Origin of the sequence: Streptomyces sp. HUAS TT7 (genome assembly GCF_051550175.1) — a bacterium.
Classification (GTDB): Bacteria; Actinomycetota; Actinomycetes; order Streptomycetales; family Streptomycetaceae; genus Streptomyces.
This window is the reverse complement of record NZ_CP196175.1, coordinates 5,123,932-5,148,792: the sequence shown is the minus strand read 5'-3', so window position 1 is coordinate 5,148,792 and position 24,861 is coordinate 5,123,932. Positions and strand designations below refer to the sequence as shown.

Sequence of the window (24,861 nt, the reverse complement as noted above, 5' to 3'; positions counted from 1 at the left end):
CTTCCGTGTGACTGCTGAGCCGAATGAACGGTGAACGTAGCCGTACTCGAACGCTTGTCACAAGTCGATGCAGCGGGGATCACATAAAAGTCACAGTCTTGACGGACCGTCACATCCGGATGTTTCCGGTGAGGGCGTGAACTCGACCGGCAGGGTGCGCAGTCCGCGCATGATGAGCCCGCCGCGCCAGCGCAAATCGTCAGGTTCCACCGCGAGCCGCAGGTCAGGGAGGCGCCGCAGCAGGGTGGCGAGTGCGGTCTGCCCTTCGAGCCGGGCGAGCGGCGCACCGAGGCAGTAGTGGATCCCGTGCCCGTATCCGAGGTGCTGGTTGTCCTTCCGGCCGAGGTCGAGGGTGTCCGGATCGGCGAAGCGCCCGGGGTCACGGTCAGCGGCGGCGAGCACGACGAGCACGGGGTCGCCGGCCGCGATGTCCTGCCCGCCGAGCGTCAGGGGCCGGGTGGCGAACCGCCAGGTGGCCATCTCGACGGGCCCGTCGTAGCGGAGAAGTTCCTCGACCCCGGTTTCGAGAAGACCGGTCTCCCCGGCCGCGAGGGAGTCCTGAAGCCGTTCGCGCTGCCCCGGATTGCGGAGCAAGGCGTACATACCGTTGCCAATGAGGTTGACCGTCGTCTCGAATCCGGCGAAGAGCAGGATGAAGGCCATGGCGGCGGCTTCGTTCTCGGTGAGGTGCTCGCCGTGGTCGCTGGCCTCGATGAGCCGGGAGATGAGGTCGTCGCCGGGGTTCTCGCGCTTCTTGTGGATGAGCTCGGCCAGGTAGTTCCGCATCTTCTTGACGGAGCGGGCGACACCCCCTCGGGGGCCGCCCCCGTGCCGGATCATCATGCCCGCCCAGTCGCGGAAGTCGTCCTGGTCCTCGCGGGGCACGCCGAGCAGATCGCAGATGGCATAAATGGGAAGCGGGAACGCGAACTCGTGAATGAGGTCGGCCGACCCCTCGGCCTCGAACGCGTCGATGAGCCGGTCGGTCAACTCCTGCACCCGGGGCGCGAATTGGGCGACGGTACGAGGAGTGAACGCCTTCGACACCAGACGCCGCAGCCGGGTGTGATCGGGCGGGTCGATGTTGAGCAGATGCGTCATCAGCTCGGCCTTGCGCTCGCCCGGGATGCCGGTTTTGCCCTTGGCGTGGGCGGGCTCGTCGTGGTGTGCGGGGTTCTTGGAGAGCCGCTGGTCGGCGAGGGCCTGCTTGGCGTCCCCGTACCGCGTGACCAGCCACGCCTCGACGCCGCTCGGCAGCCGGGTGCGGTGCACGGGGGCGTGCTCGCGCAGCCAGGCGTAGGCCGGGTACGGGTCGGTGGCGAACTCCCAGGTGAAGAGTTCGGGGGCGGGCGGGGCGGGCGGAATGGGGTTGTTGTCCTGCACCTCTCGACCGTATCCCGCCCTCTCGACCGTATCCCGCCCTCTCCCCTGAACCGCCCGGTCCCACCAGTGGCACAACCCGGCGGCCCGATCCTGGGGCTCCGCCCCAGACCCCGTCGGCCCCTCCCCACCCCTTCCCTGAACCCGCCGGGGGTGAGATGTCCGGGCGCGGCCCGGCGATCGTTTCCTGGGGCTCCGCCCCAGACCCCGTTCGCGCCTTAAGGGCGCTCGTCCTCGAACTCGCCCAAGGCCTTAAGTGCCCCGATGCGGGCCAGCATCGACCCTGCCAGGGGCGCAGGGAACTGCCCGACCAGCCACGCACGGTCCGCAGCGGTACTCATATACAGCCCCTCCGGCCTTTGAGGAGCGGGGCCCGGGGGCAGCGCCCCCGGCAACGGACCTCAGCCCACCCCACACGAGCCATCGGGGTCCGGGGCTGAGCCCCGGCTCACCCCGCCGGGGCTAGGCCGCCTCCGCCGAGCGGATTGCCTCTCGGTAGGCCCGCGCCGCGGCGCGCAGTGCCGCCTCCGGGTCGGCCCCGGCCGATTCCGCCTCCACCGCCAGCGCGAGGAGGCGATACCCCACACCCTCCCCGGAGGGAAGCGGCACCGTCAGGCCCGCCGTCCGGGCGCGCGCGGAGAGCTTGGCCGCCAGGGCCAGGGCCGGCTGGCCCAGCGGCACCCCGTCCGTCACGGAGGAACGCTGCTTCTCGACCGCCTTCATCCGCAGCCAGTGCGATTTCACTTCCTCCGGCGTCGAGGCCGTCTCGGCACCGAACACATGCGGATGGCGGTGGATCAGCTTCTCCACGATGCCGCCCGCCACGTCGTCCACCGAGAAGGGAGCCTCCGCGTCCTCCTCCGCGATACGGGCGTGGAAGACGACTTGCAGCAGCACGTCCCCCAGCTCTTCGCGGAGCTCGTCCCGGTCCCCCTCCTCCACCGCCTCGACCAGCTCGTACGCCTCCTCAAGCGCGTACTTGGCCAGGCCCTTGTGGGTCTGCTGCGAGGACCACGGGCATGCGCGGCGGATGCGGTCCATGACCTGGACCAGGTCGAGCAGGCGGGCGCCCGGCAGGTCGTAGGAGCCGGGGAGCAGCTCCAGGTCCGGCATCTGGACGCGGCCGGAGCCGGCCAGACGGGCCAGGCCGTCGGTGAGGCGGCGGTCGCCCTCGCCGGAGGGGAGGACGACGATGGTCCGGCCCCCGGCGCAGGCCTCGACCAGTTCCTGCGCGTCCGGCGCCGAGATCTCCACCGGCACGCCGGCCTCGCGCAGATACGGCAGCTGCGGGTGCCCGGCGTCGGGGCACAGCACGAGGTCGGCGGCGCGCAGGGTCTGCCACGCGGGCCAGGAGAGCAGGCCCGGGGCGACCCGGTGGCTCGCGGTGAGCAGAACGATTCGGCCGGGTTCTTCAACAGCAGTCACCCGTCGAACCTACCCGCTGCCTCAGCCGGTCGAGACGGAGTCCCCGGGGTCGCCCTGCTGCTCCTCGGGGGCGGCCTGCGGGGCCGCGGGCTGCTTGGGCTTGGCGAGCCAGGGGGCCTGGTAGTCGGCGAGCTGGATCTGGCTCGCGTTCCAGCTGCCGTAGCGCGGGTTCACGTCCACGTCGAGGGCCTTGGACGCCTTGACCAGGGCGGGCAGCAGGTCCTGCTGGGTGCGGGCGCCGATCGCGGCGGCCAGCTTCTGCTCGGTGACCTGCCGCTGGACGTACGCGTCGATCTGGTTCGGGGCGAGCCCGCCATTGGTGAGGGCCTGCTCGCGCAGCTGGTCCTCGCCGCCGGCCTGCTGGACCATCGCGGCCCGCGCGTCCTCGATGTCCTTGCGGCTGACGCTCACCTTGGCCTGTTCGGCGGCGCGCGCGAGGACCCGGTCGAAGATCATGTTGCTCAGCTTCACCTTGCCGAGCTGCCCCGAGTCCTTGATCAGCTGGGCGGACTGCGGGGACTTCTCCTGCGCCGTCCGTACGTCCTTGACCTCGGCCTGGAGTGCGGACACCTCGATCCGCTGCCCCCCGACGACGGCCGCGGCCCCCGGGTGGGCCGTACTGCCGCAGGCCGCGAGGAGCGGGCCCGCGGCGAGCAGGACGACGGAGACGGAGAGCGCGGTGCGACGGCGGCGGTGCAAAGGAGCCTCCCGGCGGAGCAGATACGTGCGGCGTGGCGACGGACCTTGCTAAGACCTTGCGGTGATCGATGTTAGGCAGTCGGCGTGGCCGGGGCCACTGATTCGCCCAACGATTCGCGACCCCCATCGGTCGCGGGGGTGAAGCCGGGTGAAGCCGCGCCGTCCATTGCGTGAACTGAGTTCCCGGCCCACTGCGCCGCCCCGGAGGGTCCGGCATATTCGACGGCAGCGCACAGCAAAGGACCTCGATGCCGACCCTCGAAGCCGCCCCCGCCCCACCGGTGGCCCCGGTGCGGATCGCTGCCACCCGCCGCCCGGCCGCCCGCCCCGCCGCCCTCTCCGCACTGATCACCCTGATCGCGGTGTGCGGCGCGGACGCGGTCGCCGGGGTCGTCCCGCTCGGCCCGCTCCAGCGGCACACCCGCAGCATCAACGACCTGGGCAACCAGTTCATCCCCTTCCACGAGCACCTGTGGGACCTGCTGCACGGGCGCGCCGACGGCGGCCTTCTCCTCAACTGGCAGTCGGGGTACGGCACTTCGTTCCTGCCCGACCTCGGTACGTACCTCGGCAGCCCGTTCGCGCTGCTCGTCGCTCTCTTCCCACGCGACCGGATCGACCTCGCGGTGTATGTGATCACCGTCCTGAAGATGGCGGCCGCCGCCGTCGCCATGACGGTGCTGCTTCTCGCGCTGCGCCCGGCGGCCCCCCGCCGCTGGATGGCCGGGGTGCTCGGCGCCTCGTACGCGCTGTGCGGCTGGTCGGTCCTGGAGTCGATCTACAACCCGATGTGGCTGGACGGCCTGATCGCCTTCCCGCTGCTCTGCCTGGTCGGCCACTGGGCCAGGACCGGGCGGCGGCCGGTGCTCGGCCCGCTGCTCGTGGCACTCGCCTGGATCGCCAACTTCTACACCGCGTACATGGCGACGATCGGCGCCGGACTCGTCCTGCTCCTCCTGCTGTACGTGGACCGCGACACGGACCGGCGCGGCCGGGTGCGGGCGGTCCTGCTCGCCACGCGCTCGTTCGTGATCGGCATCGGCCTCTCGGCGCCGCTCCTGTTCACCATCTATCTGGGCACGAAGCACGCGCATCCGGGCTGGGTGCGGGAGTTCGCTCCGGTGTCCTGGCCGGACTACCTGGCCCGCACGCTGCCCGGCACGTACTCCTTCTCCTCCCCCGCCGTCTTCCTCGGCACCGGCGCGCTGCTTCTCGCCTGCGCCCTCGCCTTCCACCGCGCGGTCCCGCGCCGCGAGCGGTACGCGTGGAGCGGGCTCGCGCTCGCCGTCGCGCTGTCCTTCCAGTGGAAGCCGGCCCATCTGGCCTGGCACGCCTTCGTCACCCCCAACGGCAGCCCCTACCGGCAGACCTTCATCCTGTGCGGCATCCTCGTGATCGCCGCCTGGATCTGTCTGTCGTACGGAATCCCCGGGCGCCGCGCGCTGCTCGGCGGGGGCGGCGTACTCGCCCTGATCGCGGCGGGCGCGGCCTTCAGCGAGCTGGTCTCGGCCTGGACGTATCCGCTGTTCGCCCTGGGCCTTGCGGCCATGACCGGCGGTCTGCTCCTGGCCCGCCGGGGCCGGCGGGGACTCTCCCTTCTCGCCCTCGCGCTGCTGGCCGGGGCGCAGATCGCGCAGGCGGGCGTGACCACGGCGTACGGGGACCAGCAGCGGGCGGCCCGCATGGACGGCTATCCCGCCTGGGGCGCCGAGCACTCGGCACGCGCCGCGCTGGAGTCGGACGCCCCGGGCTGGCCCGGCTACCGCACCGACCCCGGCCAGCGCCAGATCACCAACAACGACCCGCTGCTGCTCGGCGGCGAGGGCGGCGCCTACTACTCCAGCCTCACCCCGGAAGTCCTGAACCGTACGATGACCGCGCTCGGCGGCGGCTGGACCTCTCGGGGGCGGGCGATCCAGAGCCTCGACAACCCCGTGACCGACGCGATCTTCTCGGTGGGCGCGCGGGTGCGGGTCGCCGAGAAGGGCGGCGACCCCGCCCTGATCCGGGCCGCCGCGACCCCGCCCCTGGTCACGCTCCGGCCGTCCGGGCCCCAACCGGCGTACGGCAGCAACCCGTTCCGCAACCAGGAGCTCCTGCTCGGCGCCCGGGTCTACACGACCCGCACCCTCACGCAGGGCTGCCCGGCCGGGACCGACATCTTCCTGTGGGCGCCGGAGCACTTCGGGTCCGCGCGCCTCGGCGACGGCCCGGTCGTCGAGATGCGCGGCGGCGCGCCCAGCCGGCGGGCGCCGCTGATCCCCTTCGGCCCCTCGGCGGGGCCGGGCCCCGCTTCCCACATCACCCTGACTCCCGCGGATCGCCACGCGGAGCTGGGGTGTCTGGACCGGGGGGCGCTGGCGCGGGCGGTGGACCGGCTGCGGGCGACGGGGGCCGCCTCGGTCTCGGTGTCGTCGAGCTCGGTGCACGCCGAGCTCCCCGCGGGGGCGAGCGGAACGGCGGTGTTCGCGATGCCGCGGATCGCGGGGTGGAGCTGTGAGGTGAACGGGGCGGGGGCGGCTCCGGCGGGCGACTATCTGGGCCTGGTCGCCGTCCCGCTGTCGGCCGGGGCTCGCTCGGTGTCCTGCGACTTCCGTCCCCCGGGCCTGCGGTCGGGCTCGGCGGTGGGGGTGGGGGCGTTGCTCGCGCTGGTGGGGGTGGGGGTGCGGGGGCCGGTACGCCGCCGGTTCCGGACGGGCGGGGCGTAGCTGGGGCTCCGCCCCAGACCCCGTTCGCGCCTTAAGGGCGCTCGTCCTCAAACTCCCCCAAGGCCTTAAGGGCCAGGGGGGACCCCCATGACAGGCTGAAATGCCCCCCCTGCCAGGGGCGCTCCTGCTAGGAGCAAACCCGCTAGGGGCGCGGGGAACTGCGCGACCAGCCACCCACGGCCCGAGGCCGAACAACCGCACCCCGCAGCACGCTCACGCTCCCCGGCCCTAGGAGGCCATATGGGGGGCGCGGGGAACTGCGCAGCCAGCGACGCCGGCCCGCACGCACCATCGCACCCGCACCCGCACCCGCACCCGCACCCAGCGGACAGCTCACCCTCCCCGCACCTCCCGCTGGCGGGCGAGGGCGCGGCGCAGCTCGGCGGGGTAGGGGTGCTGCACCCCGTACACCCGCTCCGCATCCCACAGCAGCGCTTGGAGTTGCTGATGTCCCGCCCCGTGGTCGCCCACCGCAAGCAGCAGGTGCCCGATCCGATGGCGGATGCCGAACACCCGGGACGGGTCGGCGGACCCGTCCCGCGCCTCGAAGCCGGGCAACACCGCCCGGTACTCGGCCAGCGCCGCACCCGCCTCGCCCAGCTGCTCCAGGCACTGGGCCACGTCGTGCCGGAAGTCCAGGGCCTGCGGGTCGGCGGGGCCCGCCTCGGCCGCCCGGTCGGCGGCGAGCCGGCGCAGCTCGGGCAGGGCGCGCCGGTACTGCCCGTCGTCCATCAGCGTCGCCGCGTACTGCTTGCGCAGGATGCGTACCACCGGCGACCGTTCGCCGTGTTCGGCCGCCGCGGCGGGCAGGATCGAGCCGAGGATGTCGACGGCCTGGGTGATGCGGCCCTCGCCGAGCAGCCGCTTGACCTCGTCGACCGCGCCCGCGACATCGGGCCGCGGGGGCCCGGAGGGCACCGGCGGGGCGACCGGCCCGGACGCGGTGGCCGCGGCGCGGTCCGGCCAGGGCGCGTGCGGGCGCAGGAACGGCCGGGTCGGGTCGAGCGGCCCCGCGGGTCCTGGACCGCCCCGCACCGGAAGCAGCGGCACCAGCGCCTCGTACACCTCCTGTGCACAACTCGGCCTGGACTGGGGGTCCTTGGCCAGGAGGCGGAGGACGAGGGCTTCCAGCGGTTCGGGTACCTCGGGGCGCAGTCTGCGGACCGGGACGGGCGGTTCGTACAGGTGGCGGTGCAGGACGCCCAGCGCGGTGGAGCCCGCGAACGGGACGTCCCCGCTGAGCAGTTCGTGCAGCAGCACCCCGAGCGCGTACAGATCGGTGTACGGGCCGACCGCGCCGCCCATCGCCTGCTCGGGCGCCATGTAGGCGGGCGAGCCGATGGGCGAACCAGTGTGCGTGAGCCGGGTCGTGTCGGAGTCGAGGACGGAGGCGACGCCCAGGTCGAGCACGGTCACCGTGCCGTCGGGGCGCACCATCACATTGCGCGGCTTGAGGTCGCGGTGGACGATCGGCACCGCGTGCACCGCCGAGAGCACCGCGCACAGCTGGGCGGCGACTGCCACCGTCCACGGCCAGGGGTACGGCTCGTGCTCGGCGAGGTGGTCGGCGAGGTCGGCGCCCTCGACGTACTGCATGACGAGGTACAGGTCGTCGCCGTCGCTGCCCGCGTCGTGCACGGTGACGAGCCCGGGATGGTCGACCTGCGCGGTCACCCGGCACTCGCGCACGAACCGGCGCCGCAGCTCGTCGACCTCCTCGGCGGATCCGACGCCCGCGACCCGGTCCGGCCGGAGCAGCTTCACCGCGACCCGGCGGTCCAGGCGCTGGTCGTACGCCGTCCACACCTGGCCCATGCCGCCCTGGCCGAGGAGCGCCGCCAGTTCGTAGCGCCCGGCGACGACCCGCCCCTCGGTCACCTGGCCTCGCCCTCGGTCCCCTTGCGCAGGTACTGCGACAGCTCGTCGAGCTCGGCCCTGACCTGCTCGATCCTGGGCGCGGCCGGGGTGTGCGGGGGCACGGGGGCCGGGGGCGTGCTCGGCACGGGGGTGTCGGCGTACGGGTTCACGTACGGCCCGAACTGCGGGGCCGTGGCCCCCGGTATGTGCGTCCCCGGTATGTGCGGCGGACCGTAACCGGCCGGCCCCCCGTACTGGCCGAACGGGGGCACGGCGAACGGTGCCTGCGCCGCGTGGCGGATGTCGGCGTACAGGAAGTACGCCGTGCTGGCCACGGCGAGCGCGAGCAGGCCGATCATCCCGACGTCCGTCCGCCAGTCGTTCTCGTCGGGGGCGGCCACGATGAAGGTGAAGAAGAAGACGAATACGGCGAGTTGGGCCCAGAACAGCGCCCAGTGCGCCCCGCGCCGGGTCACGATCGCGAGCCGCAGCAGCGCGGTCCACGACAGCATTCCGATGCTGAGCAGCGGCAGCAGCGCGAACAGCACGCGCAGCGCGATCGCCCCCGCGCCCGAGGGGCGGGGCTGCGGCGGTCCATAGCCGGGGCCGTGCATCTCTGCTCCTGGAACTGGGACGGGTACGGGGACCGGGACGGGTCAGGGATACGAGCGTATACACCGCCACTGACAACGTCCCGGGCGATCCCCCGGCCGGTATCCAACCGTCACCCGGGACCGGGACGGCCCCCGGATTCCCGGAAACACCCCGCTCCGCGACTCCCCTCTCGCCCAGGCCCGGCAGAACCGTCCGCCCCACCCTCACCCGGGCTCGACGGAACCGTCCGTCAGGCCGTCGTGCAGGCCCTGTACGAGCTGTTCGCCGAGCCTGCCCGCGAGCCGCAGCGCATCCTCGAACGCAGCCAGGGCCCGGAACCGCTCGCCGTAGCGCCGCTGTTCGGCGAGTGGGAGCCGGGGCAGGTGCAGCCTGCGTACGTCGAGCCGGGAGGCGGTGGTGGCGTAGCTGCTGGCCTGGCGGTTGTTGGCGGTGCCGCGCAGGAACCCGGCGAGGAACCAGGGGTCCAGGGCGGCCGGTTCGGGCCGCAGGAGCTGGAGGTTGCGGCCGAGGGCGGCGCCCGCACTCGCCTCGTCCACGACCCGGGCGACGGTGCCGCCGCCGAGCACGGGCACCACGACGTCGCCGGGACGGGTCAGCACCGGGTCCTCGGCGGGCCCTTCGGGCAGGGTGCCCGAGGGTGCGGTCCCGGCCAGTACGTCGTGCTCGGTGAGGACGGCGGGCCCGTCCGGCCCGGTGCCGGTGCCGCCCGCGCGCAGCACCAGGGCGCCCGCGCGGGCGAGTTCGCCGACGGTGGTGGGCGACCAGCGGGCGCCCTGCGCGGGGGCGGGTGCGGCGGGCGGCGTCAGTTCAGCGGCCAGGCGCAGGGTGGCGTCGAGGCGTTCGCGCACCCCGTCGAGCGCGGCGGTGCCGCCCTCGGCTGCGGGCGGCGGCAGATGGCGGGCCGGGGCGAGGTCGACGTCGTCGTCGAGGAGTTCGATGACCGGCACCGACCGGCTGACCCCGGGCTGTTCGACGGCCGTGCCGTCGCGGTCGAAGGGGGTCCAGGCGTCGAGCACCGCGGACTGGAGCGCGGGCCAGGGCAGCCGGTCGCGGCCGCCGTCCACCGCGACGCCCTCGATCCCGGCGGTGTCGACGAGGAGCAGCTCGGGCGCGGGCCGGGCGGCGCCGTCCGGCCTGCGCAGCACCCACAGGTGCAGCGGGATGCCGTACGGCGGCGCGGCCCCGGCGGGCAGCGCGACGACCGCGCGCAGGGCGCCGCGGCGCAGCAGGTCGGCGCGGATCCGGCGCCCGGAGCGGCGCGAGGCGGCGGCGGGCGGCATCAGAAGGACGGCGGTGCCGCCCTCGCGCAGCCGGGCCAACGCGTGCTGCACCCAGGCCAGTTCGGACTCGGCACGGGCCGGGAGGCCGTACTCCCAGCGCGGGTCGTAGGCGAGTTCGTCGTGGCCCCAGGCCCGCTCGTTGAACGGCGGGTGGCACAGCACGGCGTCGGCGGCGAGGGCCCCGAAGGCGTCCGCGCGCAGCGAGTCGGCGGCCGCGGTACGGATGGCGGCGGACCCGGCGAGGGCGAGCCGGAGTCCGGTGAGCGCGGCGAGGTCGGGGTCGGCGTCCTGGCCGTGCAGGGCAACGGCGTCCGGCAGCGCGCACAGCAGGGTGCCGGTGCCGCAGGCCGGGTCGAGAACGCTGCTCACGGGCCCCGCGAGCGCGGCCATGAGCTCGGCGGGCCCCTGCGGAGTGAGCGTGTACTGACGGGGGTTGGCGTCGAGATGCCGCCCGAGCAGAAACTCGAAGGCCTCCCGGGCCCCGGCTTCGGCGGCGAGCTCGACGACCCCGCGCAACAGGGGCAGGGAGGGGGCGAGCTCGGCGGCGTCGGGGGTGTTCACAGAGCGGCTGTGAACAGCACCTGCGGGGTCCGCCTCCCCGAACCGCTCCCCCACCACCTCCCCAAGAAGCCCCGGCAGCCCCTCGGCCAGTCCCGCGCCCCGAAGTGCGGCCAGCTCGCGCCACTTGGCGGGGTGGTCCCGTACGGCCAGCAGGGCGCAGCCCGCGTGGACCAGGGCCGTGACCGCGCCCGCGGGATGCGTCGAGAGCTGCTGCCAGACGCGTTCGCGCAGCGGGACCTCGGCCAACTTGCCCTGGATACGCAGCCATTGCTCGACTTCGCGGAGTGCGAAGGAGGGGCTGGTCTCGGTGCCGCCGACCGGCTTGGGGAAGTCGGCATGCCGGCGGCGCCAGTTGCTGACGGCCGCGCGGCCCACCCCCGCGAGCCGGGCGATGGCGGCCGCGGTCACCTCCGCTGCGTGCTCCGGCACCTGACTGCTCCCCTCGTCCGCGTGCTGCCGACCCTACCGAAGCGCACCGCAGTACTCCATACACGCCATGAACGATCACGATTCAGATGTCGATGTTGACTCGGTTCACAGACAGCTGCTCTCATGTGTCCCGGCCCGCCACACCTGCCGCCCCATTCCGCCCGCCCAGCACCACCACCCCCAGGGGGAGTTCACGCCATGCGCCGCCGCACCATCGCCACCACCATCCTCTTCGCCTGCGCCACCACGGCCCTGACGGCCTGTTCGGGCTCCGGCTCCGGCACGGCCGCCAAGGACTCGGCCGCGCCCCAGGCGCCCGCCGCCGCGAGCCCGGCAGCCGCCTCGCCGAAGGGCCCGGACGCGGACCGTACCGGCGGCCAGATGTTCACCGACGCCCTCAAGGCGAACCGCCAGGCCCCCTCACTGCGCCTCAAGGCCGACATCAACGACCGTCAGGACGGCCCCACCAAGCTGGACCTGGCCATGGACGCCAAGGGCGACTGCACCGGCACCATCGGGGCGGGCAAGGACGCCGTCGGCCTCATCAAGACCGGCAGGACGGTCTACCTCCGGCCGCAGGGCATGACCAAGTGGACGAAGACGAACACCGACTCGGCCGACGGCAAGGACCTCGCCTCGGTCTGCGACCTGAACAGCTATCTCGGCGCCCCGGGCAAGGACAACGCGGCCAAGAAGGGCGCGACCACCGAGGTCGACGGCCGGCCCGCGATCGTGCTGACCGAGAAGGACGGCAACGAGAGCTTCACCGTCGACGTGGCGACCTCGGGCAAGCCGTACCTCCTGAAGATGGTCACCGTGGGCGGCGACAGCCCCGGCACCCTCGACTTCTCGCACTTCGGCGAGCCGGTCCACGCTGTCGCCCCGCCGAAGTCCTCCATCGCCGCGAGCTGATCCGGGATCTGACGTACCGCCACAACTCCCCCCGGCACGGAAAAGGCGGGCAGCGCCGAACGGTGCCACCCGCCTCCCCTGCGTCCTCAGGACCCCAGGATCGTGGTCAGGAACTCACCCGTCCACGCGAGCAGTTCCCGCCCCACCACCGGCTTCCCGCCGATCTTCCCCGCGGTCGGGCGGGGCACCAGGATCTGCCGGGTGGGCGCCTTGATGACCGTACGGGGGTAGAGCCGCTTGAGGCGGAGCTCCTGGGACTCCCTCAACTCCAATGGAGAGGGGCGCGCGTCAGCGCTCGTTGAGGGGCGGTGGCCGGGTGACGGGAGGGCAAAACGGATGTTGGCGCCCTGGAGCACGATCTCGCCGACCCCGCAGGCGCGGGCCAGCATGCGCAGGCCGGCCACCAGGAGCAGGTTCTCGACGGGCTCGGGCAGCTTGCCGTACCGGTCGGTGAGCTCCTCGCGCACGGCCTTGATGTCCTCCTCGGAGTTGGCCGAGGCGATCGCGCGGTATGCCTGGAGGCGCAGCCGCTCGCCCGGCGCGTAGTCGTGCGGGACGTGCGCGTCGACCGGCAGCTCGATCTTGACTTCGAGCGGGGCCTCCTCCTGCTCGCCGCCCTCCATCTGCGCCCGGTAGTCGGCGACGGCCTCGCCGACCATGCGGACGTACAGGTCGAAGCCGACGCCCGCGATGTGCCCGGACTGCTCGCCGCCCAGCAGGTTGCCCGCGCCGCGGATCTCCAGGTCCTTCATCGCCACGTACATGCCCGCGCCCATCTCGGTGTGCTGGGCGATGGTGGCGAGCCGCTCGTGCGCGGTCTCGGTCAGCGGCTTCTCCGGCGGGTACAGGAAGTAGGAGTAGCCGCGCTCGCGGCCACGGCCCACCCGGCCGCGCAGCTGGTGCAGCTGGGAGAGGCCGAAGTTGTCGCCGCGCTCGACGATCAGGGTGTTGGCGTTGGAGATGTCGATGCCCGACTCGACGATCGTCGTCGAGACGAGCACGTCGAACTTCTTCTCCCAGAAGTCGACCACGACCTGCTCCAGCTGGCTCTCGCCCATCTGCCCGTGCGCGGTCTGGATGCGCGCCTCGGGCACGATCTCGCGCAGCCGGGCGGCCGCCCGGTCGATGGACTCCACCCGGTTGTGGATGTAGAAGACCTGGCCCTCGCGCAGCAGCTCACGCCGGATGGCCGCGCCGATCTGCTTCTCCTCGTACGGCCCGACGAAGGTGAGGACGGGGTGGCGCTCCTCGGGCGGAGTGGTGATCGTCGACATCTCGCGGATGCCGGTGACGGCCATTTCGAGCGTACGGGGAATGGGTGTCGCGGACATGGTCAGTACGTCCACGTTGGCGCGGAGCTTCTTCAGCTGCTCCTTGTGCTCGACACCGAAGCGCTGCTCCTCGTCGACGATGACCAGGCCCAGGTCCTTGAACTTGGTCTCGGACGAGAAGAGCCGGTGGGTGCCGATGACGAGGTCGACGGAGCCGTCCCCCAGCCCTTCCAGCGTGGCCTTGGCCTCGGTGTCGGTCTGGAAACGGCTCAACGCCCTTACGTTGACCGGGAATTGGGCGTAGCGCTCGGTGAACGTGCCGAAGTGCTGCTGGACGAGGAGCGTGGTGGGCACCAGGACGGCGACCTGCTTGCCGTCCTGGACGGCCTTGAAGGCGGCCCTTACCGCGATCTCGGTCTTGCCGTAGCCGACGTCGCCGCAGATCAGCCGGTCCATGGGGACCGTCTTCTCCATGTCCTCCTTGACCTCGGCGATGGTGGACAGCTGGTCGGGGGTCTCCGCGTACGGGAACGCGTCCTCCAGCTCGCGCTGCCAGGGCGTGTCGGCGCCGAAGGCGTGGCCGGGCGCGGCCATACGGGCCGAGTACAGCTTGATCAGATCGGCGGCGATCTCCTTGACGGCCTTCTTGGCACGCGCCTTGGTCTTGGTCCAGTCGGCGCCGCCGAGCCGGTGCAGGGTGGGCGCCTCGCCGCCGACGTACTTGGTGACCTGCTCCAGCTGATCGGTGGGAATGTAGAGCCGGTCGCCGGGCTGGCCACGCTTGGCGGGCGCGTACTCCACCAGCAGATACTCGCGGGTCGCGTTCTGCACGGTGCGCTGGACCATCTCGATGTAGCGGCCCACGCCGTGCTGCTCGTGCACGATGTAGTCGCCCACCTCCAGGGTGAGCGGGTCGATGGTCTTGCGGCGGCGGGCCGGCATACGGCCCAGGTCCTTGGTGGCGGTGCGCTGGCCGGTGAGGTCGGTCTCGGTCAGGACGGCGAGCTTGAGGGCCGGGTCGATGAAGCCGTAGTCGATGGTGCCGCAGGCGACCTGCACGACGGACGGCGTCAACTCGGCCAGGTCCACGGCCAGTCGGGCCGCGATGCCCTCGCCCCCGAGGACCTCGACGGTGCGCGAGGCCGGGCCGTGGCCCTCCGTCACGTACACGGTGCGCCAGCCGTCGGCGAGCCACTGCTTGGTGTCGGCGAGCGCGCGCTGGGTGTCGCCGCGGTACGTCTCGGGGGCGTGCATGCCGAGCTTGAGGGTGGACCCCGCCGCGTCAGCGGCTGATGTCTCCGTGAGGTCCGCCTCGTCGGCGGCGAACGGGGACACCGACCACCACATCATCCCGAGCTCGCGGGCCCGGTCGCGGACGTCGGCGATGCCCCACAGGGAGGCGGCGTCCACGTCGATGGGCGCCTGGCCTCCGCCGGCGCTCGCCGCCCAGGACGCCTGGAGGAACTCCTGGCTGGTGGCGACCAGGTCGGCGGCTCTGGTCCGCACCCGCTCCGGGTCGCACACGACCGCCATCGAGCCCTTGGGCAGGACGTCGATGAGCAGCTCCATGTCGTCGACGAGAACCGGCGCGAGGGACTCCATGCCCTCCACCGCGATCCCCTCGGCGATCTTCCCGAGCAGCTCGCCGAGCTCGGGGTGCTCCTCGGCGAGGGCGGCGGCGCGGGTGCGCACGTCGTCGGTGAGCAGCAGCTCGCGGCAGGGCGGCGCCCAGAGCCCGTGCTCGGCGATTTCGAGCGAGCGCTGGTCGGCGACCTTGAAGTACCGGATCTCCTCGACGTCGTCGCCCCAGAACTCGACGCGGAGGGGGTGTTCTTCGGTAGGGGGGAAAACGTCGAGGATGCCGCCTCTCACGGCGAACTCGCCGCGCTTCTCGACGAGTTCGACGCGGGCGTACGCGGCGGCGGCGAGCCCTTCGACGACGGTGCCGAGGTCGGCCGACTGCCCGATGCGGAGCGCGACGGGCTCCAGATCCCCCAGGCCCTTGACCTGAGGCTGGAGCACGGACCTGATGGGGGCGACGACGACGCTGACGGGGCCGGCGGAGGGGTCGTCCTTGCTGGGGTGGGCGAGGCGGCGCAGGACGGCGAGCCTTCGGCCCACGGTGTCGCTGCGGGGCGAGAGCCGCTCGTGCGGCAGCGTCTCCCACGACGGGTACTCGACGATCTCCTCGGCGGGCAGCATCGAGCGGAGCGCCGCCGCCAGGTCCTCGGCCTCCCGGCCGGTGGCGGTCACGGCGAGCACGGGCCGCCCGGCCTCGCGCGCGAGGCCCGCGATGGCGAAGGGGCGGGCGGCCGGGGGGCCGACCAGGTCGACGTGCATCCGGTGGCCGTCGGTGGCGGCCCTCACCGCTTCAGCGAACGCGGGGTCTCGTACAACGGCGTCCAGCAGACCGTGCAGGCTCATGAAGGGCATCCATCCCGGGGAGTGGGCAACGCGAACCGCCCGACACGTGTTACGGGCCGGGGGGCTTCCAGCGTACGACGCCCCACCGACACCCGCCGCCCGCCGCCCGCCGCCCGCCGCACCCCCAACCCCCTGGGGCTGCGCCCCAGCCCCCATCGCCTTTCGGCCTGCGGACCGTGAGTGGTCGCTCGCGCAGTTCCCCGCGCCCCCTAACAGGGCCGGTGTGAGCTCCCCTGGGCTGTGCCCCGAACCCCCTTGCCACCTTTCGGCCTGCGGACCGTGGGCGGTTGCTCGCGCAGTTCCCCGCGCCCCTGGCAGGGTCGGTGCGGACACCCCCGGGCTGTGCCCCGGACCCACTCCGCCCCTTCACCTGCGGACCGTGCGTGGCTGGTCGCGCAGTTCCCCGCGCCCCTGGCAGGGTCGGTGCTGGCCCGCACCAGAGCATTTCAGCCCGTCCGGCGTTTGAGGACGAGCGCCCTTCAGGCGCGAACGGGGTCTGGGGCGGAGCCCCAGGGGCCTTCAACCCCCCCGGGGTGGGGAAAAGTCGCCCCGCGGTGTCAACCGCGCACCGCCCCCGGCGCGTATACCCCGTGAGACCTACCCACCCCCACAGGAGCGCCACCTTGACCGACGAGGAGTTCGAGGAGTTCTACGCTCACTCCGTGAAACCGCTGGTCGGCCAGGTCTACCTGATGACCGGCGACCTCCACGAGGCCCAGGACGTAGTCCAGGAGGCGTTCGTGCGGGCCTGGGGCCGCCGGAACCGCCTCGACGCGGGGGCCGGCCCCGAGGCCTGGGTACGCACCGTGGCCTGGCGGCTCGCGGTGAGCCGGTGGCGCCGGGGCCGCAGGGCCGCGGAAGCCTGGCGCCGCCACCACCAGGTGCACAGCACCGAGGCCCCCGAACCCGACCCCGGCACCGTCGCCCTCATCGACGCCCTGCGCGGCCTCTCCGACCGCCAGCGCCGAGTCGCCGTACTGCATTACGTGTGCGACCTGAGCGTGGACCAGGTCGCACACGAGACCGGCATCACCGCCGGCACCGTCAAGACCCACCTTTCGCGCGCCCGGGCCGCCCTCGCGCCCCGCCTCCTGGAGGAAGAACACGGTGTCTGACTTCGACCGGGACGAGGAGTCCCTGGCCCGCGCCCTGAAGCGGGCCGCCGACGCGGGCGGCCGCGGCATCGTCCCCGAGCCCGCCGAACGCGTCGCCGCACGCGGCCTGCGGCGCCGCCGCCGCACCATGGCCGCGCTCGCCGCCTGCGCCGTGTGCCTGCTCGCCGGGTCCGGCGCCGCGCTCGGCCTGCGGCTCCAGCAGAGCCCGCCGGTGCTGCCCGCCTCCACTCCGGACGCCGGCACGCCCTCCCCCGCACGGGACACGGGCACGCCGTCCGAGCGGCCCAGCCCCTCCTACCCCACCCCGCCGCCGACCGCCACTGCCACCCCCTCCCCGCCCTTCGGCTCACCGCCCCCGTCCCCCTCCTTCTCCCTCCCCGACGACTCCGGATCCGTCACCCCGACCGCCCGCCCCCGCTGACCCAAGGAACCCCACCGTGTCCGGAGCTCTCCTCACCCTGCCCGAAAATCAGGCTCAAAACAGCACAGAGCAGGAGAATCACGACAGGCTTCCGTCCCGAATACCCCCGCCCGCCGCCGATCCCCACCTCCTCGCCGCCGCCCTCTTCCTCGCCTACGCCGCCCTCGGCGTGCTGCGCTACCGGCGGATGGAGACCCTGTCCTGGGACCTCGGGATCTTCGAGCAAGTCGTGCGCGCCTACGCCCACTTCCAGGCGCCGGTCGCCGATCTCAAGGGGCCCGGCGCCGACATCCTCGGGGATCACTTCAGTCCCGTGACCGCACTGCTCGCCCCCGCCTACCGGCTGTTCCCCACGCCCGTCACCCTGCTCGTCGCCCAGTCCGCCCTGTTCGCGCTGGCCGCGGTCCCGGTGACCCGCGCCTCGGCCCGGCTGCTCGGGCGGGGGCCCGGGCTCGCGGTCGGAGCCGCGTTCGGGCTTTCGTGGGGGATCCAGCGGGCCGCCGACTTCGACTTCCACGAGATCTGCTTCGCCGTCCCGCTGATCGCCTTCGGCCTGGAGGCCGTGCTGCGCGGACGGTGGCGGGCGGCCCTCCTGTACGCGCTGCCGCTCGTCCTCGTGAAGGAGGACCTCGGCCTGACGACGGCCGCACTCGCCGTCGTCGTCGCCCTGCGTGCCCGCCGCACATCACCCCGCGCCGTGCGGTACGCCGTCGCCGTGGCCGTGTTCGGGGCGGTGGCCACCCTGGTCACCCTCACCGTCGTCATACCTGCCTTCAACTCCTCTGGCGCGTACGACTACTGGGGGAAGATGGGCGGCCCAGGCCCTCTGGCCGGCTGGGACGTCAAGGCCCGGACCCTCCTCTGGGTCCTGCTGCCCACCACCGGTCTTCTCGCGCTGCGCTCCCCGCTGCTGCTCGCCGCGCTGCCCACCCTCGGCTGGCGCTTCCTGTCCTCGTACGACCACTACTGGTCGACGGACTGGCACTACAGCGCGGTCCTGATGCCGGTCCTCGCGCTCGCCCTCGCCGACGCGGTGGCCTCCGCGAAGTACGGCCCCCGCCCCTGGCTTCGCTCGTACGCCCGCAACCTGCCGTTCTGCGCGGCCGCGGCGGCCCTCGCCCTGACACCCTCGCTGCCGCTGGCCGCGCTGACCGACCCGGCCACGTATCGCAAGAGTCCCCAAGTCGAAGCCCATGAGCGGCTGTTGGGGCGGATTCCGGACGGGGCGAGTGTCGAGTCGAACGTCGGGCCGATCGCCCGGCTCACCTCCCGTTGCCGGGTCTTCTGGGTCGGCGCAGCGCGCCCCGTCACCCCGGACTACATCGCGCTCGACAACTCCGACGGCTGGGCGGGCGACCCCGTCCGGTACGCGAAAGGACTGCACCCCGGCGCCGTCTACACGGTCGCCGGGGTGGCCGGGGGTTACGTACTGCTCCAACTACGCGTGGAGTAAAGGGAGTCAATCCGTCGCGATCGCGTTCAGGACGTTCATCCGGCCCGCCCTGAACGCCGGGATCAGCGCCGCGAACAGGCCCACGAAGGCCGAGGCCACGAACACCGTGATGATGGTCGGCCAGGGAATCTCCAGGACGCCCATGCCCTCCAGGGCGAGCAGCTTCTGCGCGGTCGTGCCCCAGCCCATGCCGAGCCCGAGGCCGAGCAGCGCGCCGAACAGGGCGATCACCACCGACTCCAGGCGGATCATCCGGCGCAGCTGCCGGCGCGAGAGGCCGATCGCCCGCATCAGGCCGATCTCCCGGGTCCGCTCGACCACCGACAGGGCCAGCGTGTTCACCACACCGAGCACCGCCACGATGATCGCGAGGGCGAGCAGGCCGTACACGATGTTCAGGAGCTGGCCGATCTGGTCCTTCAGGTCCTGCTTGAAGTCGGCCTGGTTCTGCACCTTGTACTGCGGATAGGGCTTCAGCGAGTCCTTCAGGGACGCGTACGCCTCCTTGGCCTTGCCGTCCTCCGCCTTCGCGAACATGATCACGTTCTTGGGCATCCGGTCGGCGGGGACGTAGCTCGCGGCCGTCGCGATGCTGACGTACATCGCGGCCTTGTCGACGTTGGTGTCGTCCGAGGTGATCGCCGCGACCTTCAGCCGGGCGGTCCCGCCGTCCTTGAAGGCGACGGTCATCGAATCGCCGACCTTGACGTGGTGCGCCGTGGCGAAGGCGTCGCCGACCGACATCGCGTCCTTGCCGTACGCGGCGGCCAGGTCGCCGGAGACCACCTTGCGCCGCAGGTCCTGCTGGTACGTCGGGTCGGCGGCGATCAGGTTCCCGTCCTTGGAGGTGCTGCCGTCGGGGGCGGTCACCTTCGCGTCCATGTCCTTGTAGTTGGTGACGTGCGCGATGCCCGGGGTCCTCTTCAGGGCGTCGGCGGCCTGCGGCACGATCGGCTGGCCGGTGCCGGAGGAGACGATGAAGTCCGCGCCGACCGACTTGTCCAGCTCGCTGGTGGCCGAGGCGACCATCGAGGAGCCGACCACCGAGAGGCACGCCACCAGGGCGAGGCCGATCATGAGGGCCGCGCCGGTCGCCCCCGTACGCCGCGGGTTGCGCAGCGCGTTGCGCTCGGCCATCCGCCCCACGGGGCCGAACATCCGCAGCACAAGCGCGCTGATCACCCGCACCACACCGCCCGCGAGCAGCGGCCCGACGACGACGAAGCCGATCAGGGTGAGGACGACACCGAGGCCGAGCAGGCCCGAACCGGCCGCCGCCTTGGAGGAGTTGGCGCTGGCGAACAGGGCGGCGGTGCCCGCGCCGGTCAGGACCAGACCGATGACGGCCCTGACGACGCCGGCCTTGCCGTCGGCCGGGGTGCCGGCGTCGCGCAGTGCGGCCATCGGCGAGATCTTCCCGGCGCGCCGGGCCGGAACGTAGGCGGCGACGACGGTCACCACGACACCGAGGACCAGGCCGATCACGGGCGTCGCCCACTTGACGGTGAGGTCACCGGTGGACAGCTCCATCCCGATGGAGCCCATCAGCTTCATCAGGCCGACCGCGAGGCCGACTCCCGCGGCCACCCCCAGGATCGAGCCGAACACGCCGAGCAGCAGCGCCTCCAGGAGCACCGAGCGGTTGACCTGCTTGCGGCTGGAGCCGATGGCGCGCATCAGGCCGATCTCGCGGGTGCGCTGGGCGACCAGCATCGAGAACGTGTTGATGATCAGGAAGATGCCGACGAGGAAGGCGATCCCGGCGAAGCCGAGCATCGCGTACTTCATCACGTCGAGGAACGAGCCGACGCTGTCCCGGCCGGCGTCCGCCGCCTCCTTCGCGGTCTGGAGCTTGTACGGGCCCGAGCCGAGCGCGGCCGCCACGTTCTGCTTGAGCTGGGTGTCGCTCACTCCGCTCGCGGCGGTGACGTTGATCTGGGTGAACTGGCCGGTGGCGCCCAGGAGTTCCCTCTGGGCGGTCGCGGTGTCGAAGTAGACGACGGCCGCGCCCGGGTTGGTCACCTTGAAGGTGGCGATGCCGGTGATCTTCGCGGTGAAGTCGCCGGTGACGGCGATGGTGCGCAGCGAGTCGCCGATCTTGAGGTGGTGCTTGTCGGCGGTGTCGGCGTCGACCATCATCTCGGTCGGCCCGCGCGGGGCGTGCCCGGAGGTGATCTCCATCGCCTTGAGGTCGTTGTCGGTCCAGTTGCCGGCGATGGTCGGGGCGCCGGTGGAGGAGCCCATGTTCTCGTTCTTGGCGTTGACGACCGTGACACTGGTGCTGCCGACGCCGCCCTCGGCCTTGCCCACGCCGGGCGCCTTCTCGACCCGCTGGATCAGGGAGGCGGGCAGCGCGTCGGGCTTGCCGGTCCGAGAGGGGGCACCGTCGTCGGAGGCCGACTTGGGGCTGACGGTGACGTCCGAGGCGGTCGCCGCGAACAGCTTGTCGAAGGTGGTGTTCATGGTGTCGGTGAAGACGAGCGTGCCGCACACGAACGCCACCGACAGCAGGACCGCGACGGCGGAGAGCGCCATCCGTCCCTTGTGCGCGAGGAAGTTGCGCATCGAGGTCTTGAGCACGCTCACGAGGTCCGCCCCCGCGCGTCGAAGTCCTTCATACGGTCGAGGACGGCGTCCGCGGTCGGGCGGAACATCTCGTCCACGATGCGGCCGTCCGCCAGGTAGAGCACCCGGTCCGCGTAGGAGGCGGCCACCGGGTCGTGGGTGACCATCACGATGGTCTGGCCCAGCTCGTCGACGGACTGGCGCAGGAAGCCGAGCACTTCGGCACCCGCCCGGGAGTCCAGGTTTCCGGTCGGCTCGTCACCGAAGATGATCTCCGGCTGCGCCGCCAACGCCCTTGCCACGGCGACGCGTTGCTGCTGGCCGCCGGACAGCTGGGTCGGCCGGTGCTTGAGCCGCCCCGCCAGGCCCACCGTCTCCACCACACGCTCCAGCCACTTCGCGTCCGGCTTGCGGCCCGCGATGTCCATCGGCAGCGTGATGTTCTCCAGCGCGTTCAGCGTCGGCAGCAGGTTGAACGCCTGGAAGATGAACCCGATCCGGTCCCGGCGCAGCTGCGTCAGCTTCTTGTCCTTGAGGCCGGTGATCTCGGTCTCGTCCAGGTAGATCTGGCCGCCGGTCACCGTGTCGAGCCCCGCCAGGCAGTGCATCAGCGTGGACTTGCCGGAACCCGAGGGGCCCATGATCGCGGTGAACTGGCCGCGGGCTATGTCGACATCGACGTGGTCGAGGGCCACCACCCGGGTCTCACCCGATCCGTACGCCTTCACGACCTGCCGCGCCCGGGCCGCGACCGCCGTACGCCCTCCAGTGTCCCCGTGCCTGGGAATGGTCACAGCCGTTGTCACGGTAATTCTCCTAGGTCAATTTCAGCCAGTCGCTGACGTACGCATCGAGTGTCGAGCCATGCAGGGCCCCGCGCCCTGGTGCCAGGCGCAGTCTTGAGGTGGGGCTTTCCCCACCCCGGCCGCGCGTCCCGACGTAAAACCACGGTAAGGACCGAAGGGATACCGCCACCTCCTCCGCCGGGACGAACACCCCCTGCCCCCAAGTAGGGACCGCCCCTTAGGGGTCTCCACCCGTGGGACCAGTACGTCTCGGGGATGCCTCCACCCCTGCCGCGACTCCAGGCCCGGGTGAGAAGGTGAGTCCCCCAGATGCATGCACAGTGAAGGGATCTCGGTGAGCGTCTCCGACGAAGCACCCGGCACCGAAGCGGCGATACCCGGCGCGACACCGGACGCGGCCCCCACGCGCGGGCGCGGCCCGGTCGTCGCGGCCCTCATGATGGGCATGGCCCTGGCCGCCCTCGACGGCACCATCGTCTCGACCGCCGTCCCCCAGATCGTCGGCGACCTCGGCGGATTCGCCGTCTTCTCCTGGCTGTTCTCCGGCTATCTGCTCGCCGTGACCGTCACCCTGCCCGTCTACGGCAAGCTCTCCGACACCTTCGGCCGCAAGCCCGTCCTCATCGCAGGCGTCATCGTCTTCCTCACCGGCTCCGTACTCTGCGCCTTCGCCTGGAACATGGCCGCGCTCATCGCCTTCCGCATCGTGCAGGGCCTGGGCGGCGGCGCCCTCCAGGGCACCGTCCAGACGATCGCCGCCGACCTGTACCCGCTCAAGGAACGCCCCAAGATCCAGGCCAAGCTGTCCACCGTCTGGGCGGTCTCCGCGGTCGCCGGACCCGCCCTTGGCGGCCTCTTCGCCACGTACGCCGACTGGCGCTGGATCTTCCTCATCAACGTGCCGGTCGGCGCGGTCGCCCTGTATCTCGTCGCCCGGCACTTCACCGAACCCGCCCGCCCGAAGCCCGCCACCCGGCCCCGCATCGACTGGGCCGGCGCGCTGTGCGTCTTCGCCACCGGCGCCCTGCTGCTCACCGCGCTCGTCCAGGGCGGCGTCGCCTGGCCCTGGCTCTCCGCGCCCTCACTCGCCCTGCTCGCGGGCAGCGCCGCACTCGCGGCCCTCACCGTGTACGTCGAGCGCCGGGCCGCCGAACCCGTCATACCCGGCTGGGTGTGGCGCCGGCGCACCATCGCCGCGGTCAACCTCGCACTCGGCGGACTCGGCCTGCTCATGGTCGCCCCGACCGTGTTCCTGCCCACGTACGCCCAGTCCGTCCTCGGCCTCAACCCCACCGCCGCCGGATTCGTCCTGTCTGTGATGACGCTGAGCTGGCCCCTGTCGGCCGCGCTCTCCAGCCGCGTCTACACCCGCATCGGCTTCCGCAACAGCGCCATCACCGGCATCGCGCTCGCCGCACTGATCCTCGCCGCCTTCCCCCTGCTGCCCTTCCCCGGCCAGGCCTGGCAGCCCGCGCTGCTCATGCTGCTGCTCGGCGGCGCGCTCGGCCTGTTCCAGCTCCCGCTGATCATCGGCGTCCAGTCGACGGTGGGCTGGGCCGAGCGCGGCACCACGACCGCGTCCGTCCTGTTCTGCCGCCAGGTCGGCCAGTCGGTCGGCGCCGCCCTGTTCGGCGCCATCGCCAACGCCACCCTCGCAGCGCGCCTGGCCCACGCCCCGATGCCGGGCCTGCCCGGCGACCTCGACTCCGTATCGCACGCCCTGCAGCACCCGGCGGCCCTGACCGCCGACGCCGCCGACTACCTGCGCCGAGCCGTGGCGAGCGCGGTCGGCCACGTCTACATCGGCGCCGCGATCGCCGCCGTCCTGTCGCTGCTCGTCCTGCTCCTCCTGGCCCCGCGCCGCTTCCCGGTCCTCGCCGAGCACAGCAAGAACCAGGAAGACGCCCCCTAACTCCCTTGCTCGGAGGGGGAGTTGTCCGGCGAGTCCTCATCCACCGGCCGGCCCGTCAGCGTCGCCAGGCTGTTGCGCACATGCGCCATGTGCGCCTGCACCTGCTCACGGGACCCGGCGTGCTCGCGCAGCAGCCGCTCCGTCTCCGCGACGATCCGCTCCTCGGCGGCCCGCGCCCCGGCCACCAGCTCCGCCGCCCGCGCCTCCGCGTCCTCCTGGGCGCGGCGCGCCTCCTCCTCGGCCTCGGCGAACGAGCGCCGCGCCTCCTCCAGCCCCTCCTCGGCGGCGGCCGTCAGCTCGGCGACCCTGGTGTCCAACTCGGCCTCCCGGACGGCCTGTTCACGCTCACCGGCCTCGAACGCCTCGGTCCGCTGCTGCTCCTGCCCGGCCAGGAACTCCTCGCAGCGCCGGCGCATCTCGTCGAGGGCGTCGGCCGCCTCCTCGCGCTGCTCCTTGGCGTCGGCGCGGGCCGCGAGCCGCATCTCGTCCGCCTCGGTGCGGGCCGCGAGCAGCGTCTGCTGCACCTGCGCCTCGGCCTCCGCGAGCACCCCCTCGCTGTGCGCCCGCGCCGCGTCCCGGATCGCCCGGCCCGCCTCCTCGGCGGCACGCGCCGTGTCGGCCGCCGCCTCCTCGGCGCCGGCCCGCATGGCGTCCGCCTCCTCGACGGTCAGCGCGAACAGCACCCCGGCGCGCCCACCGAGCGCGTCGTACGTCTGCGGGCCCAGCGCCGCGGCCTGCTCGCCGAGGACGGCCGCCTGGGCGGACATCTCCTTGGCGAGCACGGTGAGCCGGGCCGCCCGCTCCCAGGCCGCGTCCCGCTCCTGGGAGATCAGGGCCAGCGTGCGGTCGACCTGATCGGGACGGTAGCCACGGCCCCAGCCGAAACCGAACGGCTCCACCGTCGGCCGCGGTGGTGGTGACATCGATGCTGCGCTCATCCTGAAGCCTCTCCTTGGCACCCACGGGCGGCCCGGCGTGCCCGTCCTGGCCGACCGGCGCTCACTCACCCTGACCGATCGCATCCTGAC

The 24,861-nt window shown here is 72.7% G+C and carries 16 protein-coding genes; 6 read left to right on the top strand and 10 right to left on the bottom strand.

The window, feature by feature from the left end:
• Positions 1-90: 90 nt before the first annotated feature.
• The 3 genes from ACSHXC_RS23300 to ACSHXC_RS23290 form a co-directional block, all read right to left on the bottom strand.
• Positions 91-1,383, bottom strand: a complete 1,293-nt coding sequence (locus ACSHXC_RS23300) for a cytochrome P450 family protein (protein ID WP_438293464.1) — start codon at positions 1,381-1,383, stop codon at positions 91-93.
• A 459-nt stretch (positions 1,384-1,842) separates the two neighbouring features.
• Positions 1,843-2,805 (bottom strand): nucleoside triphosphate pyrophosphohydrolase, encoded by a 963-nt coding sequence (locus ACSHXC_RS23295; protein WP_438293463.1) that lies wholly within the window; start codon positions 2,803-2,805, stop codon positions 1,843-1,845.
• 21 nt (positions 2,806-2,826) lie between these two features.
• Entirely contained in the window at positions 2,827-3,504 is a 678-nt protein-coding gene (locus tag ACSHXC_RS23290) for a SurA N-terminal domain-containing protein (protein WP_438293462.1), read from the bottom strand.
• A gap of 248 nt (positions 3,505-3,752) precedes the next feature.
• Here ACSHXC_RS23290 and ACSHXC_RS23285 point away from each other — a divergent pair, with 248 nt between their 5' ends.
• Positions 3,753-6,212, top strand: coding sequence for a YfhO family protein (locus ACSHXC_RS23285; RefSeq protein ID WP_438293461.1), 2,460 nt, complete (start codon positions 3,753-3,755; stop codon positions 6,210-6,212).
• 333 nt (positions 6,213-6,545) lie between these two features.
• On the opposite strand, the gene ACSHXC_RS23280 is transcribed toward ACSHXC_RS23285, so the two are convergent.
• The 3 genes from ACSHXC_RS23280 to ACSHXC_RS23270 form a co-directional block, all read right to left on the bottom strand.
• A complete protein-coding gene (locus ACSHXC_RS23280; protein WP_438293460.1) occupies positions 6,546-8,090 on the bottom strand; it encodes a protein kinase domain-containing protein in 1,545 nt (514 codons plus the stop codon).
• Entirely contained in the window at positions 8,087-8,683 is a 597-nt protein-coding gene (locus tag ACSHXC_RS23275) for a hypothetical protein (RefSeq protein WP_438293459.1), read from the bottom strand. The genes ACSHXC_RS23280 and ACSHXC_RS23275 overlap by 4 nt, the downstream gene beginning before the upstream one ends.
• Positions 8,684-8,887: 204 nt before the next feature.
• On the bottom strand, positions 8,888-10,954 hold the full coding sequence (locus tag ACSHXC_RS23270) for an N-6 DNA methylase (RefSeq protein ID WP_438293458.1): 2,067 nt from the start codon (positions 10,952-10,954) through the stop codon (positions 8,888-8,890).
• A 198-nt stretch (positions 10,955-11,152) separates the two neighbouring features.
• Between ACSHXC_RS23270 and ACSHXC_RS23265 the strand changes: the two genes are divergently transcribed.
• Positions 11,153-11,866: a hypothetical protein gene (locus tag ACSHXC_RS23265; protein ID WP_438293457.1), complete on the top strand. Its 714-nt coding sequence runs from the start codon at positions 11,153-11,155 to the stop codon at positions 11,864-11,866.
• Positions 11,867-11,952: 86 nt separating this feature from the next.
• Here ACSHXC_RS23265 and mfd read toward each other — a convergent pair whose 3' ends face one another.
• Positions 11,953-15,561, bottom strand: a complete 3,609-nt coding sequence (gene mfd, locus ACSHXC_RS23260; RefSeq protein WP_438293456.1) for a transcription-repair coupling factor — start codon at positions 15,559-15,561, stop codon at positions 11,953-11,955.
• A 623-nt stretch (positions 15,562-16,184) separates the two neighbouring features.
• Here mfd and ACSHXC_RS23255 point away from each other — a divergent pair.
• The 3 genes from ACSHXC_RS23255 to ACSHXC_RS23245 are packed head-to-tail and all read left to right on the top strand — an operon-like array spanning position 16,185 to position 18,550.
• Positions 16,185-16,676 carry a SigE family RNA polymerase sigma factor gene (locus ACSHXC_RS23255; protein ID WP_438293455.1) on the top strand — a complete coding sequence of 164 codons (492 nt, stop codon included), beginning with the start codon at positions 16,185-16,187 and terminating at the stop codon, positions 16,674-16,676.
• A complete protein-coding gene (locus tag ACSHXC_RS23250; protein ID WP_438293454.1) occupies positions 16,669-17,097 on the top strand; it encodes a hypothetical protein in 429 nt (142 codons plus the stop codon). The genes ACSHXC_RS23255 and ACSHXC_RS23250 overlap by 8 nt, the downstream gene beginning before the upstream one ends.
• A gap of 16 nt (positions 17,098-17,113) precedes the next feature.
• The gene (locus ACSHXC_RS23245; protein WP_438293453.1) at positions 17,114-18,550 is read left to right on the top strand and encodes a DUF2079 domain-containing protein; all 1,437 of its coding nucleotides are present in this window, start codon (positions 17,114-17,116) and stop codon (positions 18,548-18,550) included.
• Between the two features lie 6 nt (positions 18,551-18,556).
• On the opposite strand, the gene ACSHXC_RS23240 is transcribed toward ACSHXC_RS23245, so the two are convergent.
• Together ACSHXC_RS23240 and ACSHXC_RS23235 are read right to left on the bottom strand one after the other, a co-directional pair.
• Entirely contained in the window at positions 18,557-21,136 is a 2,580-nt protein-coding gene (locus ACSHXC_RS23240; protein ID WP_438293452.1) for an ABC transporter permease, read from the bottom strand.
• Positions 21,133-21,921, bottom strand: coding sequence for an ABC transporter ATP-binding protein (locus ACSHXC_RS23235; RefSeq protein ID WP_438293451.1), 789 nt, complete (start codon positions 21,919-21,921; stop codon positions 21,133-21,135). Before ACSHXC_RS23235 ends, ACSHXC_RS23240 begins: the two co-directional genes overlap by 4 nt.
• Positions 21,922-22,234: 313 nt before the next feature.
• Here ACSHXC_RS23235 and ACSHXC_RS23230 point away from each other — a divergent pair, with 313 nt between their 5' ends.
• On the top strand, positions 22,235-23,833 hold the full coding sequence (locus tag ACSHXC_RS23230; RefSeq protein WP_438293450.1) for an MFS transporter: 1,599 nt from the start codon (positions 22,235-22,237) through the stop codon (positions 23,831-23,833).
• Here ACSHXC_RS23230 and ACSHXC_RS23225 read toward each other — a convergent pair.
• Positions 23,830-24,771, bottom strand: coding sequence for a cellulose-binding protein (locus tag ACSHXC_RS23225; protein ID WP_438293449.1), 942 nt, complete (start codon positions 24,769-24,771; stop codon positions 23,830-23,832). The genes ACSHXC_RS23230 and ACSHXC_RS23225 overlap by 4 nt on opposite strands.
• Positions 24,772-24,861 lie beyond the last annotated feature (90 nt).